Here is a 14,181-nt window from a genome sequence, read left to right as displayed (position 1 = left end):
GACGGACGTGGCCCTGATGAAGACTTCGTTGCGCAGCGCCGTGATCCTGGCGCTGCTGGTGGGCCTGGCCCTGCCGACCGGCGGCGTGCTGCTGTACGAGCAGCAGCTCAGCCGCCGCGTCGTGATGGAAGACCTGCAGCGCGACCTGTCGCGCGTGTCGGAGGTGCTGGCGCTGTCGCTGGCCGAGCCGATCTGGCAGGTTTCGCCCGACCTGGCCGAGCCGATGGTCAAGGCGCAGGTGGAAGACCCGCGCTTTGTCTCGGTCGTCGTGACCGAGAACTCGGCCCAGCAGGCCTTCGTCGAGTTCCACCGCGGCTCGCCCGACGACGCGATGACGCTGAGCGAGACCCGGCCGGTGCTGCGCGACGGCCGCGAGATCGCCCGGCTCACCGTCGTCATGAGCGCCGAGCCGCTGATGGCGCGCAAGCGCGCCGACCTGTGGAACGCGCTGTGGCGCAGCCTGCTGACGCTGACGGTGTCGCTGGCGCTGATCCTGGTCGTGATGCAGCGCCGCGTGCTGCGTCCGATCGATCGACTGTCCGGCGCGGCCGACGAACTGGCCTCCGGTCAGCTCGACAAGCCGCTGGAACTGGGCGGCGAGGACGAGATCGCCCGCGTCGGCAAGGCGATGGAGCGCATGCGGCTGGCGCTGCTCAAGGCCTTCGACGACCTGCGCGGCCATGCCAGCACGCTCGAGGAGCAGGTGGCGCAGCGCACCGCGGAACTGACCGAGGCCAATGCCGAGCTGACGCAGGCGCTGTCCAACCTCAAGACCGCGCAGCGGGAACTGGTCGAGTCGGAGAAGCTGGCCTCGCTCGGCCGCCTCGTGGCCGGCGTCGCGCATGAACTGAACACGCCGCTGGGCAACGCGCTGACCGTCGTCTCGGCGCTGGAGGACCGCTGGGGCAAGCTCGACCGCATGCTGGCCGACAACACGCCGATGCGTCGCAGCCAGCTCGAGGAACTCGTCAAGGACACGCGCCGCGGCCAGGACATCCTGCACCGCAACGTGCAGAAGGCGGCCGACCTGGTGCGCGACTTCAAGCAGGTCGCCATCGACCAGACCAGCGACACGCGGCGCGACTTCGAGCTGGGACAGGTGGTCGAGGACGTGCTCGTCATGGTCGAGCCCAGCTTCAAGCACACGCCCTTTCGCATCGTCACCGAGTTGCGCTCGGACCTGCGCATGAACAGCTATCCCGGCGCACTGGGCCAGGTGCTGACCAACCTGCTGATGAATGCGCTGATCCATGCCTTCGAGGGCAGCGAGCGCGGCCAGGTGACCGTCAGCTGCCACCGGCTCGACGCGTCGCAGGTGGAGCTCAGCGTCAGCGACGACGGGCGCGGCATGGATGCCTCGGTCGTGCGCCGGATCTTCGATCCGTTCTTCACCACCCGGCTCGGCAAGGGCGGCTCGGGCCTGGGCATGCACATCGTCCACAACATCGTGACGAACGTGCTGGGCGGTCAGATCGAGGTGATCTCGCAGCCCGGCGAGGGAACGCGCATGGTGATGCGCCTGCCGGTCGACGCGCCGCTGCGCGCCGCCGGCGAGGACCGGATCGCCTGATCCGTCCTCCGGTCGCGGACGCTTACTGCGAAGCGCCCGACGCGGCGGCCGAGGCCGCTTCCGTGGGCAGCGCCGCGGACGCCGCCGCGATCGCAGCCGAGGCCGCATCGCTGGCGGCCTGCTCGGCATGCCCGCCGGTCACATCGTGCTTCTCGCCCGTCAGGTCGATGTTGCCGCCACTCTTCATCAGCACGAACAGGGCCACGGCGGCGAAGACGATGAATCCAAGGACGAGTTTCCACATGGCTGCGATGTTCCTTCTTGAGGTTGCCGGTCACGACTGTCGACCGGGTCGGCGGCCATTGTGGAAAGCCAGCCTGACATCAGGCTGAGCGCCGCTTCGGCGCGGCCGATGCGCGCGATCGCAAAGGCGATCGGGCCGGCCGCCGCAACGGAATGGAACGCAACGGAACGAAAAAGGGCGGCCCGAGGGCCGCCCTTGTCGTCGGAGGGACGCGCGCTCAGTCGCGGGCGTAGATGTCCACGTCCTTGGTCTCGCGGACGAACAGCAGGCCGATCACCAGGGTGAGCGCGGCGATGCCGATCGGGTACCACAGGCCGTGATAGATGTTGCCGTTCTGGGCCACCATCGCGAAGCTGATCGACGGCAGCAGGCCGCCGAACCAGCCGTTGCCGATGTGGTACGGCAGGCTCATCGACGTGTAGCGGATGCGGGTCGGGAACAGCTCGACCAGCATCGCGGCGATCGGGCCGTAGACCATCGTCACGTACAGCACCAGCACGCTCAGGATCGCGATCACCAGCGGCGTGTTGACCTTGGCCGGGTCGGCCTTGGCCGGATAACCGGCGGCCTTCATCGCCTCGCCCAGTTCCTTCTTGAAGGCGGCGATCTTCTTGGCGCTGTCCTCGTCGAACTTGTGGCCGCCGGCGGTCAGCGTGGCGCTCGGCGCCTCGATGACCTTGTCGCCCACCTTCACCTGGCCGGAGCCTGCGGCGCCCGGCACGGTCTCGTAGTTCGCCGCGGCCTGCGCCAGGGCGCGCTTGGCGATGTCGCAAGGCGTGGTGAAGTCCACGTCGCGCGCCACCGGGCTGCCCTGGAACGAGCACTGCGCCGGGTCGGTCGTCAGCGTGATCTGCGCGGTGGCCTGGGCCTTGGCCAGGTCCGGGTTGGCCGCGTTGGTCAGCGCCTTGAACAGCGGGAAGTAGGTCAGGATCGCCAGCAGCAGGCCGGCCATGATGATCGGCTTGCGGCCGATGCGGTCCGACAGCGTGCCGAACACGACGAAGAACGGCGTGCCGATCAGCAGCGCGACCGCCACCATGATGTTGGCCGCGGCCGGATCGACCTTGACCACGCTCTGCAGGAAGAACAGCGCGTAGAACTGGCCCGTGTACCAGACCACGCCCTGGCCGGCGACCAGGCCGAACAGCGCCAGCAGCACGATCTTCAGGTTCTTCCACTGGCCGAAGGACTCGGACAGCGGCGCCTTGGAGGTCTTGCCTTCCGACTTCATCTTCTGGAAGGCGGGCGACTCGTTCATCGACAACCGGATCCACACGCTGATCGCCAGCAGCAGGATCGAGACGATGAACGGAATGCGCCAGCCCCAGGCCGCGAAGGTCGCCTCGCCGAGCGCCGTGCGGGTGCCCAGGATGACGATCAGCGACAGGAACAGGCCCAGCGTCGCCGTGGTCTGGATCCACGAGGTGTACGCGCCGCGCTTGCCGTGCGGGGCGTGCTCGGCGACGTAGGTCGCGGCACCGCCGTATTCGCCGCCCAGCGCCAGGCCTTGCAGCAGGCGCAGGCCGACCAGGATCACCGCGGCGGCGGGACCGATCGTCTCGTAGGTGGGCAGCACGCCGACGATGAAGGTCGACAGGCCCATGATCAGGATGGTCACCAGGAAGGTGTACTTGCGGCCGATCATGTCGCCCAGGCGGCCGAACACCAGCGCGCCGAACGGACGCACGATGAAGCCGGCGGCGAAGGCCATCAGCGAGGCGATGAACTGGGCCGTGGGATCCAGGCCGGTGAAGAACTGCTTGCCGATGATCGCGGCCAGCGAGCCGTACAGGTAGAAGTCGTACCACTCGAACACCGTGCCCAGCGACGAGGCGAAGATGACCTTCTTCTCCTCCGCTGTCATCGGCGCATTGGTGGTCACCGCGCTTGCAGTTGCCATGGGTTTTCTCCTCGATTCCCAGAACCATCGACCGATGGCCCTTGGGGCGGGACTATCCGAGCGCGCTCTGACCTATTTCTGACGGCATCCTTGCCTGAGGCTGACAAACTCCGGCGCAACCCGGAGTCTGGATTTCTCGATGCGGAATTTCGAAGCCTGTGCGCCGCAGCAAAGGGTATGTCCCTACCCAGGGTTTGCTAGCCCGAGTCAGCTGCGACGCACCCCGACCGGCAGCGTCGCCGCGGCCGTCCAGGCCGGCCCGTCGAACCAGGCGTCGCCGTCGAGGTAGCCGGTCAGCATGTCCATCGCATCCAGGCCCCAGAACAGCTTGTCGTCGACGGCCATCGTCGGCACGCCGAAGACGCCCCGCGCCAAGGCGGCGTCAGTGGCCTCGCGCAGCGCGGCCTTGACCTCGTCGGACGCCGGATCGCGCTGTGGCGCGAGCTCCGCCGCCAACGCCGCCAGGCGCGCCGGATCGGCCGCGTCCAGGCCGCCGCGCCAGACGTGGCGCAGCACCCGCTCGACCGCATGGCGGCCGGGCGTCTGTCCGGCCGGCGCGGTGGCCCAGAGCAGCCGCAGCAGCGGCAGCGGGTTGAACGGATGCGCCGCCGGCAGGTCCAGCGGCACGCCCAGCCGGTGGCCCTGCCACAGCACCTGGCGGTAGGTCCAGTCGCGCTTGCCGGGGATCTCGGCCGGGCCCTTGTGGTCGAGCGACTTCAGCATCGCGCCGAACACGATCGGCAGGTAGCGCACCGCCACGCTGCGCCCGGCCAGCGCCTCGGGCAGGCGCTCGAAGGCCAGCGCGGCATACGGGGAGATCGGGTCGAAGTAGAAGTCGATCGTGTGCACGTTCAGGTCTCCTGCCTGGCGCCGACGCCGACGCCGGCGGCGGCGGTGGTCGATGGTCCCCTCGCGCGCGCGGGCTGGCGGGACCGGGGAAAGGGTCGGGTGAAGCAGTCGCCGGATCAACCGCGCGGCGGCTCGGTCGCGAGCGCGCCGTGCGCGGCCAGGAGCGCCCGGCGCTGCGGCAGCAGGTTGAGCAGCCGGATGCGGTCCTCGTCGTCGGACTTGCTCCAGCCGGCGATCTCCGGGATCGTCCGCGCGCAGCCGCGGCACAGCGCGGTGGGCTCGTGCATCTTGCAGATGTTGATGCAGGGCGAGGCGACCCGGCCTTCCGGCGTTCGCCGGGCGTTGTCGGCGGTGACGGGGGCGTCGGCGCCGGCCGGCTGCCCGGCCGCGACGGGCGTGGCGGCGCTCACTGGGCCACCTCGATCACCGGCGCGCCGGTCAGGGCGACGAGCTGCCGCGGCGTCATCGGGAACACGCCGTTGGGATGGCCGGCCGCGGCCCAGATCGTGTCGAAGCGGAACAGTTCCTGGTCGATGTACAGCTGCGGCGCGGTCGCGTCGCTGGCGTAGGTCGGCTGGAAACCCAGCGGCGAGACGCCACCGATCGAGAAGCCGGTGCGCGCCTTCACATAGTCCGCATCGGCACGGCCGAGCTTGCCGGTATGGGCTTCGAGCTTGCGCTCGTCGACGCGCTTGTCGCCCGAGGCGATGACCAGCACCGCGGTGTCGTCGGCCTTGCGCCGGAACACGACGCTCTTGGCGATCTGGCCCAGGGCCACGCCCAGCGCGTCGGCCGCTTCCTGCGAGCTGCGGGCCGAGACCTCGAGCCATCGCGGCTCGTGCTCGTGGGACAGGGCGCGCAAGGCGGCGCACACGCGCTGGAAGCCGTCAGGCCGGGCCGCGCCGGCCTCGGCGGGCGGCACGGGGGAGGTGGAGTCGCTCAGGTCACTCATGGCGCGCATTGTGCCGAAGCGTCATCGACCCGATGAGGGCCAGGGTCGACATGCGACGCGGGCGCGACCCGATGTCACCTCGGCGTCAGAGGCCGCTAGGGCGAGCGCTCTCCTGCGGCGGGCGGGCTTGCGCTATGGTCCGCGCTCATGACCGATGCGAAGCATGAATCGAAGGCCGCGACGGCCGGTGCGGCCGGGACTGCGCCCGAGGCAATCCCCGACAGCGCCGGCGCTGCGGCGCCGGGCGTGAAGAGCCCTTTCGAGCCGGAATTCACCGACGCGCTGTGCGAGATCTTCGAGCGGCTGATCACCTTCAACCAGGTGCTGGGGTTGAAGGTCGACGAACTGCAGCATGAGATCGTCCGGGCCCACATCCGCATGCGGCCCGACCTGGTGGGCCATTACGCCCACAACCGGCTGCACGGCGGCGTGATCAGCGCGACGCTGGACGCGATGGGCGGTCTGGCGGTGATGGCCGCCACCGGCGCGCGTCACCTCGACGAAGCGCCGCAGCAGCGGCTGCAGCGCTTCAGCAAGCTCGGCACGATCGACCTGCGCGTGGACTACCTGCGGCCCGCCATCGGCGCCGTCTTCCGCTGCGAGGCCGAGGTCATGCGCCTGGGCAGCCGCGTCGCCAATACGCGCATGGCCTTCACCGACGAGCAGGGCCGGCTGCTGGCCACCGGCGCGGCGGCGTACATCGTGTCGTGAAGACCGAGCCGGGGCGGGTCGTCCTCGGCATCACTCCGCCGCGGCCTCTTCCTTCACGGTGCTGACCCGGTACGCACAGCGCCTCGCGCCGGCGAGCAGATGCTCGGTGCGCTCGACAGCGAGTGCCGGCCCCAGGCAGCGCTGGAACAGCGCCAGTTCCGAGCGGCAGAAGCCCTGGCAGCTGCGCGCGGCGGCGCAGATCGGGCAGTGGTCCTCCACCAGCAGCCAGTCGCGTCCGGCGCGCTCGGCGCGCGCCATGTAGCCCTCCTCGGCACGCAGCCGGGCGAGTTCCCGCACCTTGTCGCCGGGGGTGCGGCATCGCGCGAGCGCGGCGCGATAGCGTTGCTCGCTGTCACGCTCGCGGGCGGAGATGAGCTGGTCCAGCCCCGCCTCGCCGAAGACCGCGCGCGCCTGCTGGATCAGCTGCAGCGTCAAGTCGGCATGTCGATCCGGGAAGCGGCCGTGCCCGGCCTCCGTCAGCGCCCAGAGTTTGCGAGGCCGGCCCGGGCGCGAGCCGGTGCCCGGCTCGCCTGGTGCGCCGCGGTCGAGGTCCCCGATCGTGCCCTCGTCCTCGCCGAACGGACGCCCGTCCCGGCGCTCGTCGCGCGCATCGACCAGGCCCTGCTCCTCCAGCCGCGCGAGCAGCTTGTGCGCGCCCATCGGCGTGATCGCCAGCGCCGCGGCCAGCGCGGCGGCCGGCTGCGGACCGCGGCTCTTGAGCTCGAACAGCAGCCGGTCTTCGTTGCCCTGGCTCATGAATGGCGCCTCGCGAAGCGGATGAAGCCGATCGCCGCGAGCAGGCAGGTCGTGCCGCCGAGCAGCATGATCCAGCGCGCCGACAGCATGCCGAGCGCCCCGCCGATCAGCGCGATCAGCGTGTTGGACAGGCAGAACACCGTCGTCAGCAAGCCCATCACGCGGCCCTGGCCGTGCGCGGCGAAGCGCTCCGACATCCACGCCGGCATCAGCGCGTTGTAGAACGACAGCGGCACGCCCAGCAGCGGGATCAGCGCCAGCCCCAGCCACGACGGCGCCAGGCTCAGCGCCAGCAGCCCGATCGCCGCCACCACCGCGAAGCGCGCCGCGCGATGCAGCGGCGTCGGCCCCGAGCCGATGCGGGCGGCGAAGAGGCTGGCCGCGGTCATCGCGGCGCACTGCACCGCCGTCACCAGCGCGATCCCCCGGCTCCCCAGCCCGGCCTGCTGCAGCATCCACAGCGGCGCGAACTCGTACAGCGCATTGACCCCCAGCGTGTAGGCCAGCTGCAGCAGCGCGAGATGGCGCAGCACCGGGTCCTGCACCACCAGCCCCAGCGACTGCTGGCGCCGCATCGCCGCCAGCAGGCCGCCCTCCGGCCGCGCCGCGGGACGGTCGTCCGGCAGCCCGACGCCCAGCAGCACCAGGCAGGGCACCAGCACGACCGCGGCGACGATGAAGGGCACCGCCTCGCCCCAGGGCAGCGTCAGGCCACCCAGCAGCGGCCCGACCAGCCAGCCGATGTAGAGGCTCGCATTGAGCCAGGCGAAGCTGCGCGTGCGTTCCAGCTGCGGATGCCAGTCGGCCAGCAGCGCCCGCACCACCGCGACGTTGCCCTCGGTCAGCCCGGTCGCGAAGCGCGACAGCACGAACAGCGGATAGTCGCGCGAGGCCAGCGCGAAGGCGCTCAGCCCGTAGCCGACCAGCGTCGCGGTGATGGTGATGCCGAGCACGCGGCGGCGACCGTAGCGGTCGGACATCGGCCCCACGACCAGGCTGCCGACCAGGATGCCGGCGGGATTGACCGCCAGGGCCAGGCCCATGAGCAACTCCGGCCGCAGGCCCAGGAAGTGGGTGAAGTCGTCGACGGGTCCGCCGACGAAGATCGGCGCCAGGATCGGATACGGCAGCGCGACGCCGGCGGTGCTCATCAGCGCGAGCGCGCAGACGGCCCAGAGCAGCAGGTGCGGATGGCGCAGCGGCGCCGGCGGGACGGAGGGGGACGCAGAGGGGGACAGCACGGCGCTCATTGTGCGGCCCCCTCCCGCCGCAGGCACAAGGCATAGCCGGGCCAGCCGCGATGACGCCATTCCTCGCGCGCGGCGTCCGCGACCTTGATGCGGTGGTCGTTCATCGTCCAGTGGAGGCTGGGCAGTTCGCGGGTCCAGTCGTCCTCGGACGCGCTGCCCGCATGCACCAGCGCCCAGGCCGGCGCCGGCCGCTGGTCCGACAGGTAGGTGCCCAGCCAGGCGCGCCAGGCATTGCGCAGCACCTGGCCCTCGTCGACGACCAGGCCGCGCGAGGCCGCCGCCTCCAGCAACACCCGCAGCGCATGCGTGCCGGTCACCAGGTGCAGCGCGGCGAACTGGTGTCGCGACAGGTAGACCGCCAGCGAGGCCTCGGCCAGGTCGTCCAGCGTCAGGCGCGGACGCTCGACGTAGGCCGCGAAACCGGGCAGGGTCGCAGCGTGCTGCATGCGGGTCGTGATCAGGCTGCCGGGCATCGCCGGCATGGTCATCGCCGGATCGGCGCGCACCGCATCGATCACGTCGCGCAGCCGTGCGCTGCCCTGCCCCGACGGCACCGGCGGGCCAAGCGGCGACTCGATGCCGGCCGTCGTCCGCAGCGCGGCGTCCAGTTCCTCCGCATGCCCCGACTGCAGCGCATACGCCAGCCGGATCGCGACATGGAAGGCCTGCGCCTCCGGCGCGTCCAGCACGCGCCGCAGGGCGTCCTCCACCGTCGGGGCCGGCGTGTCGTCCGCCACGGCCGGACGCGACAGCGGCGCCCAGTGGTCGATCTGCCGCTGCAATGCCTGGCGAGGAGCGCCGAGCCGCGCCAGCGCCCCCAGCGCCATCGGCAGGTGGTTGAACAGCGGCATCGCCTCGGTGCCGTACATCGGGCCGAAGCGAACCGACTGGTCCAGGGCCTCGTGCAGGCCCGCCGGCCAGGGCGGCCCCTTGAGCTCGAGCTCGTTGTCGTCCGGATCGAACAGGTACAGCGACGGGCCGTCCCCCTCCGCCCCGTAGCGCGAGCCGTAGGCGTCGACGCGCACGCCGCGCTCGGTCAGCCAGCGGCGCAGCGCGGGCTCGTCGAGCGCCTCGACGCGCAGGCAGAAGTGGTCGACGTTGCGGCCCTCCGCGCCCGGGCCGGCGCCCCCCGCGCTGCCGAGCTTCCCGTCCAGTGGCACGAGGTCGATCAGCTGCGCGCCGGCGCGCAGCTGCACCAGACCGATCGCCTCCTGACGCCGCTCGACGGTACAGCCGAGCAGGTCCACGTAGAAGCGCAGCGAGGCGGACAGGTCCCGCACGCGCAGGACGATGTGGTCGAGTCCCTGGATCTTGATCATGGCGCGCTCCTTCTGCTTGCTGTCGTTGCGTCGCGGCGTCCGCGTGCCGTCGATCGTCGTGGCGCCATGATCGCGCTGCGCCCCGATTAAATAAACAATTTGTTTATTAACACTCCTCCCCGCAGGGAGACCCGACAATCGCGTCCATGGCTTTCCGACCTCTTCCCCTTCCCGACGACATCCCCGGCCGGCTGTGGTTGCAGTCGATGCCGGGCCGCCGTGAGCCGTGGAGCGCGTTCCTCGACGAGGCGCGGCTGAACCGGCTCGACATGCTGGTCTGCCTCAATCCGCTGGAGGAAGTCGCCGAGCTGTCGCCGGCGTATCACAAGGCGGTCGCGCAGGGCCGGATGCCGTTCCGCTGGCTGCATGTGCCGATGCGCGACTTCGGGCTCGCGGCGGATGCCGCGGCCTTCCGCCAGGGCGTGGAGCAGGTCGCGCAGGGCCTGCGCATGGGCGATCGCGCGCTGCTGCATTGCGCCGCCGGCATGGGCCGCACCGGCACCATGGCCGCCTGCGTGCTCAAGCGCCTGGGCATGCCGGCCGCCGAGGCGCTCGCCGCGGTCAGCGCCGCCGGATCGAATCCTCAATCGGCGCTGCAGTCCGGCTGGATCCATCAGTTCTGAAGCTCGCCACCGCCGGACGTCCGGCCCGGCCCCTCCCCGCGTTCCCTCGCCCGCCGCCGTCCCGACCGATCCCGTCATGTCGCCCTCGCCTTTCGCCCACCTCGACCAACAGGTGCTGCACGCCGATGCCCATCGCGTCGTCGTCGACAAGCCGCCCGGCCTGCTGTCGGTGCCGGGGCGCGGCGAAGAGAAGCAGGACTGCGCCTGGGCCCGCGTCGCGGCGACCTGGCCCGATGCATTGATCGTCCACCGCCTGGACCAGTCGACATCCGGGCTGATCGTCTTCGCCCGCGGCGAGGCGATGCAGCGCGCGCTCAGCGACGCCTTCGCGACCCGGCTCGTCGACAAGCGCTACGAGGCCGTCGTGCACGGCCTGATCGCGCGGGACGCGTTCGAGATCGAGCTGCCGCTGATCGTCGACTGGCCCAACCGGCCGCGGCAGAAGATCGATGCCGAGCGCGGCAAACCCAGCCTCACCCGGGTGCGGGTGCTGCATCGCGACCTGGCCGCCAACACCACGCGCGTCGAACTGGAGCCGGTCACCGGCCGCTCGCACCAGTTGCGCGTGCACCTGCTGGCGGCCGGTCATCCGATCCTCGGCGACGCGCTCTACGCGCCGCCCGAGGTGCTCGCCCGCTCGCCCCGCCTGCTGTTGCATGCGCGGGACCTGCACTTGCCGGCGATGCTCGACGCGCCGCCGCTGACCTTGCATTCACCCCCGGCGTTCTGAGCGCACGTCGCGCCCCGCCCGATCCAGGAGTCCTCGTCATGTCCTCTTCCCCGAACGCCCTCACCCTCATCACCGGCAGCTCCCGCGGCCTGGGCGAAGCGCTGGCGCGCCAGTCGCTCGAGGCCGGTCACCTGGTGGTCGGCATCGCGCGCGGCCGCAGCGAGGCGCTGGAGCGCTTCGCCCATGAACGCGGCCTGCCGCTGCAGCAGTGGCAGGCCGACCTGTCCGCGCCGCTGGCGATCGCGCAGCATCTGGCCGACTGGCTGCGCACGCAGCCACGCGACTGGCGCTCGGCCACGCTGATCAACAACGCCGGCGTCGTCACGACGCCTGGACCGATCGACGGGGAGTCGCTGGAGGTGCTGTCCGCCGCGCTGCGCGTCGGCCTGGAAGCGACGGTGCTGCTGAGCGCCGCCTTCCTCGACGCCACGCGCGACTGGCCGGCCGAGCGCAAGGTGCTGAACATCTCGTCGGGGCTGGGCCGTCGCGCGATGGCGGGCAGCGCCCTGTATTGCGCAGCCAAGGCCGGCATGGACAACCTCAGCCGCGCGATGGCGCTGGACGAGGAACACAAGGCCAGCCAGGGCTTGCCGGCGGCGCGGATCGTGTCGCTGGCACCGGGCATCATCGACACCGACATGCAGGCGCAGCTGCGCGGCGGCGATGCATCGAAGTTCCCGGACCGCGACCGCTTCGCCGCATTCAAGGCCGAAGGCCAGCTTGTCAGCGCCGAGGACACCGCGGCGCGCGTGCTGCGCTTCCTCGGACGCGACGACTTCGGCCAGCAGGTGCTCGCGGACGTGCGCGACGCCTGAGCGACAGCCAGCCAGAAAACACGAAGCCGCCCGAAGGCGGCCCGGATGCCGCCCGAGGGCGGCGCGCCGACGCGTCGTTCAGCCGACCAGGTTCGCCAGCGTCAGCAGCGCCAGCAGCATCATCCACAGCACCACCGAGCGCCAGACCAGGCCGACGACGCTCTGCAGATGCCCGAGCTGCGGCGGCACGCCGCCGGTCGAGCCCTCGGCGCGCGTGGCGTCCATGTCGCCGCCGGATTCGAAGGTCTTGCTGCGGTCCGGGGTCACGCCCGGCGCGGCGCTGCCGCCCAGCTGCACGCCGACGGCGCCGGCCGCGGAGGCCAGGATGATGCCCTCGTTGTCATGGGCCCAGAGGGCCGCGTCGCGACGCCAGGCGTTCACCGCCTCCTCGAAGTTGCCGACGATGGCGAAGCCGGTCGCCGTCAGGCGCGCCGGGATGTGGTCGATCATGCCGAACAGCTTGCGCGACAGCGCCATCAGGCGCTCGTTGGTCGGCGCGTCCAGCGTGCGGCTCTTGAAGGCCCAGTAGCGGCCGGCGAATTCGGCCATCCGGTACAGCACCGCGCCGGCCGGACCCAGGCCCAGCGTCGAGAACAGCACGAACCAGAAGAAGACGCCGAAGACATGCCGATGCGCGGCCAGCAGCGAGTGCTCCAGCACATGGCGCAGCAGCTCGGTGCGCGGCAGCTCGCTGGCGTCCAGGTGGCGCCACTCGGCCAGCAGGCGACGGGCCTCGAGCTCGTCGCCGCGCTCGAGCGCGTCACGGATGTCGGTGAAGTAGTGACTGAACTGGCGGAAGCCCAGCGTCAGGTAGAGCACCAGCACGTCCAGCGCCAGGGACAGCAGCAGGCTGTAGGGGCGCACCAGCGCGTAGATCGCGCCGACCAGCAGCGCCGGGCCGACGACGGTGATCGTCCACACGACGGCCGCATGATGCGACCGCCCCGCGTCGAAGTTGCGCCCGGTCCAGCGCACCCAGGCGATCATGCCCTGGTGGACCGGGTTCCCGTGCGGCAGAGGCTTGAGCTGCTCGCACACCAGCGCCAGCAAGACCGCGAAGAAGTTCATGGCCCGGGATGATAGCGGGCGTCAGACCTGCAGGAAGCGGTAGAGATTGCGCAACATCGCGGCGGTCGCGCCCCAGATGAAGAACTCCTTCGGGCTGTCCGCGGTCAGGCCGACGCCGGGGTCCGCGTTCGAGACCGCAAGACCTGGCCCCGTCCACGGCATCGAGAGGAACTGGCGTCGGCCCAGCAGCGGGCCGTCGGTCCCGGGGACCTCGTACTCGAAGCTGTGACGCTGGTGGTGCGCCGGGTTCATCAGGAAGGCCAGCGGCACCTCGAAGGCCTCCGCCACCTCGAACGCGTCCAGCCGCAGCGAGAAGTCCGGACGCACCAGCGCGACCACCGGCGTGACCTCGTAGGCCGTCACCGTGCGATAGACCGGCAACTGCCCGATCAGGTCGACATGGCGCTCGTCCAGGCCGATCTCCTCCTGCGCCTCGCGCAGCGCGGTGCGCTCGGGCGAGCCGTCCTCGGGCTCGGCGCGTCCGCCGGGAAAGCTCACCTGGCCGGCGTGATCGCGCAGATGCGCGGTGCGCTGCGTCAGCAGCACCTGCAGCCCGGCGGGACGCTGGACCAGCGGCACCAGCACGGCCGCCTGGGTGGTGGTGCGGCCGGGGAAGACGCCACCGTCGCCGGGAATCTCCGGATCGATGTCGGGCGGATGGAGGAAGCGCTGGCGCAGCCAGACGGCAGTCAGGCGCTCCGGCGGAACGGCCGGCAGGTGGGCGTCGGTGCCGGCGACGGGAACGACGCGGGGATCCTTGATGGCGGGACGGCTGGGGGAAGGCGTCGACATGCGGCGGGATCGTCCGGTGAGCCGGACTTGTTCGTGGGCGCCCGGGGCGCGAAGCCCCGATTGGACGCCAGAAACGACAAAGCCGCTCCGGGCAGGGCCTTGGAGCGGCTTTGAGGGGGCGTGCGCCGAAGGATTATTCGGCTGCCTTGAAGGACAGCTTTTCCTTGATGCGCGCCGACTTGCCCGAACGCTCGCGCAGGTAGTACAGCTTGGCGCGACGGACGTCGCCGCGGCGCTTCACCTCGATCGAGGCGATCAGCGGGCTGTACAGCTGGAAGGTACGCTCCACGCCTTCGCCGCTCGAGATCTTGCGGACGATGAAGTTGGAGTTCAGGCCACGGTTGCGGCGGGCGATGACCACGCCTTCGTAGGCCTGCACGCGCTTGCGGGTGCCTTCGACGACGTTCACGTTGACGATCACGGTGTCGCCGGGGGCGAACGCGGGGATGGTCTTGTTCAGGCGAGCAATTTCTTCTTGCTCGAGGGTCTGGATCAGATTCACGAGGATCTCCTGGTGATCGTGCCGGCGCGAATCAGGATGATTCCAGGACTGGCCGCCATCGAAAGACTTCTTCGGCGCCGCCCGCGTGGGGATTCAACCA

At 70.9% G+C, this 14,181-nt stretch carries 16 protein-coding genes and 1 pseudogene; 5 read left to right on the top strand and 12 right to left on the bottom strand.

From position 1 onward, the window contains the following. Positions 1 to 16: 16 nt before the first annotated feature. The gene (locus tag CS062_RS14110; protein ID WP_158238789.1) at positions 17 to 1,570 is read left to right on the top strand and encodes a sensor histidine kinase; all 1,554 of its coding nucleotides are present in this window, start codon (positions 17 to 19) and stop codon (positions 1,568 to 1,570) included. A 22-nt stretch (positions 1,571 to 1,592) separates the two neighbouring features. On the opposite strand, the gene CS062_RS14105 is transcribed toward CS062_RS14110, so the two are convergent. The 5 genes from CS062_RS14105 to CS062_RS14085 all read right to left on the bottom strand — a co-directional run bounded on the left by CS062_RS14105 (position 1,593) and on the right by CS062_RS14085 (position 5,515). Further along, positions 1,593 to 1,814: a hypothetical protein gene (locus CS062_RS14105; RefSeq protein WP_099862249.1), complete on the bottom strand. Its 222-nt coding sequence runs from the start codon at positions 1,812 to 1,814 to the stop codon at positions 1,593 to 1,595. A 217-nt stretch (positions 1,815 to 2,031) separates the two neighbouring features. Beyond that, positions 2,032 to 3,714 (bottom strand): MFS transporter, encoded by a 1,683-nt coding sequence (locus tag CS062_RS14100; protein ID WP_199174244.1) that lies wholly within the window; start codon positions 3,712 to 3,714, stop codon positions 2,032 to 2,034. A gap of 207 nt (positions 3,715 to 3,921) precedes the next feature. After that, a complete protein-coding gene (locus CS062_RS14095) occupies positions 3,922 to 4,563 on the bottom strand; it encodes a 2-hydroxychromene-2-carboxylate isomerase (RefSeq protein WP_099862248.1) in 642 nt (213 codons plus the stop codon). A 116-nt stretch (positions 4,564 to 4,679) separates the two neighbouring features. Continuing rightward, positions 4,680 to 4,973 carry a DUF1289 domain-containing protein gene (locus tag CS062_RS26940; RefSeq protein ID WP_233218058.1) on the bottom strand — a complete coding sequence of 98 codons (294 nt, stop codon included), beginning with the start codon at positions 4,971 to 4,973 and terminating at the stop codon, positions 4,680 to 4,682. Further along, positions 4,970 to 5,515, bottom strand: a complete 546-nt coding sequence (locus tag CS062_RS14085) for a YbaK/EbsC family protein (protein WP_099862247.1) — start codon at positions 5,513 to 5,515, stop codon at positions 4,970 to 4,972. Before CS062_RS14085 ends, CS062_RS26940 begins: the two co-directional genes overlap by 4 nt. A 147-nt stretch (positions 5,516 to 5,662) precedes the next feature. Between CS062_RS14085 and CS062_RS14080 the strand changes: the two genes are divergently transcribed. Then, positions 5,663 to 6,226 carry a thioesterase family protein gene (locus CS062_RS14080; RefSeq protein WP_099862246.1) on the top strand — a complete coding sequence of 188 codons (564 nt, stop codon included), beginning with the start codon at positions 5,663 to 5,665 and terminating at the stop codon, positions 6,224 to 6,226. A 30-nt stretch (positions 6,227 to 6,256) separates the two neighbouring features. Here CS062_RS14080 and CS062_RS14075 read toward each other — a convergent pair whose 3' ends face one another. The 4 genes and pseudogenes from CS062_RS14075 to CS062_RS26930 all read right to left on the bottom strand — a co-directional run. Next, on the bottom strand, positions 6,257 to 6,982 hold the full coding sequence (locus tag CS062_RS14075) for a helix-turn-helix transcriptional regulator (protein ID WP_099862245.1): 726 nt from the start codon (positions 6,980 to 6,982) through the stop codon (positions 6,257 to 6,259). Further along, on the bottom strand, positions 6,979 to 8,223 hold the full coding sequence (locus CS062_RS14070; protein WP_158238788.1) for an MFS transporter: 1,245 nt from the start codon (positions 8,221 to 8,223) through the stop codon (positions 6,979 to 6,981). The genes CS062_RS14075 and CS062_RS14070 overlap by 4 nt, the downstream gene beginning before the upstream one ends. A 5-nt stretch (positions 8,224 to 8,228) precedes the next feature. Next, positions 8,229 to 8,678, bottom strand: coding sequence for a questin oxidase family protein (locus CS062_RS26935; protein WP_233218059.1), 450 nt, complete (start codon positions 8,676 to 8,678; stop codon positions 8,229 to 8,231). 465 nt (positions 8,679 to 9,143) lie between these two features. Further along, positions 9,144 to 9,551: pseudogene (locus CS062_RS26930) on the bottom strand (VOC family protein); the annotation flags it as partial. A 146-nt stretch (positions 9,552 to 9,697) separates the two neighbouring features. Between CS062_RS26930 and CS062_RS14060 the strand changes: the two are divergent. From CS062_RS14060 to CS062_RS14050, 3 genes are all read left to right on the top strand, one after another. Then, the gene (locus CS062_RS14060; protein ID WP_099862242.1) at positions 9,698 to 10,174 is read left to right on the top strand and encodes a protein-tyrosine phosphatase family protein; all 477 of its coding nucleotides are present in this window, start codon (positions 9,698 to 9,700) and stop codon (positions 10,172 to 10,174) included. A 76-nt stretch (positions 10,175 to 10,250) separates the two neighbouring features. Next, the gene (locus tag CS062_RS14055) at positions 10,251 to 10,904 is read left to right on the top strand and encodes a pseudouridine synthase (protein ID WP_099862241.1); all 654 of its coding nucleotides are present in this window, start codon (positions 10,251 to 10,253) and stop codon (positions 10,902 to 10,904) included. A gap of 38 nt (positions 10,905 to 10,942) precedes the next feature. Beyond that, the gene (locus CS062_RS14050) at positions 10,943 to 11,719 is read left to right on the top strand and encodes an SDR family NAD(P)-dependent oxidoreductase (protein WP_099862240.1); all 777 of its coding nucleotides are present in this window, start codon (positions 10,943 to 10,945) and stop codon (positions 11,717 to 11,719) included. A gap of 78 nt (positions 11,720 to 11,797) precedes the next feature. Here the strand turns inward: CS062_RS14050 and CS062_RS14045 are convergent, their stop codons facing one another. The 3 genes from CS062_RS14045 to rplS all read right to left on the bottom strand — a co-directional run bounded on the left by CS062_RS14045 (position 11,798) and on the right by rplS (position 14,081). Further along, a complete protein-coding gene (locus CS062_RS14045) occupies positions 11,798 to 12,787 on the bottom strand; it encodes a CobD/CbiB family protein (protein ID WP_091723506.1) in 990 nt (329 codons plus the stop codon). A 21-nt stretch (positions 12,788 to 12,808) separates the two neighbouring features. Beyond that, positions 12,809 to 13,579, bottom strand: coding sequence for an NUDIX hydrolase (locus tag CS062_RS14040; protein WP_099862239.1), 771 nt, complete (start codon positions 13,577 to 13,579; stop codon positions 12,809 to 12,811). Between the two features lie 133 nt (positions 13,580 to 13,712). After that, entirely contained in the window at positions 13,713 to 14,081 is a 369-nt protein-coding gene (gene rplS, locus CS062_RS14035) for a 50S ribosomal protein L19 (RefSeq protein ID WP_091723501.1), read from the bottom strand. Between the last annotated feature and the right edge of the window lie 100 nt (positions 14,082 to 14,181).

The sequence above is a fragment of the Roseateles chitinivorans genome, assembly GCF_002761755.1.
GTDB lineage: Bacteria > Pseudomonadota > Gammaproteobacteria > Burkholderiales > Burkholderiaceae_C > Roseateles > Roseateles chitinivorans.
This window is presented reverse-complemented; position numbering and strand designations above follow the sequence as displayed.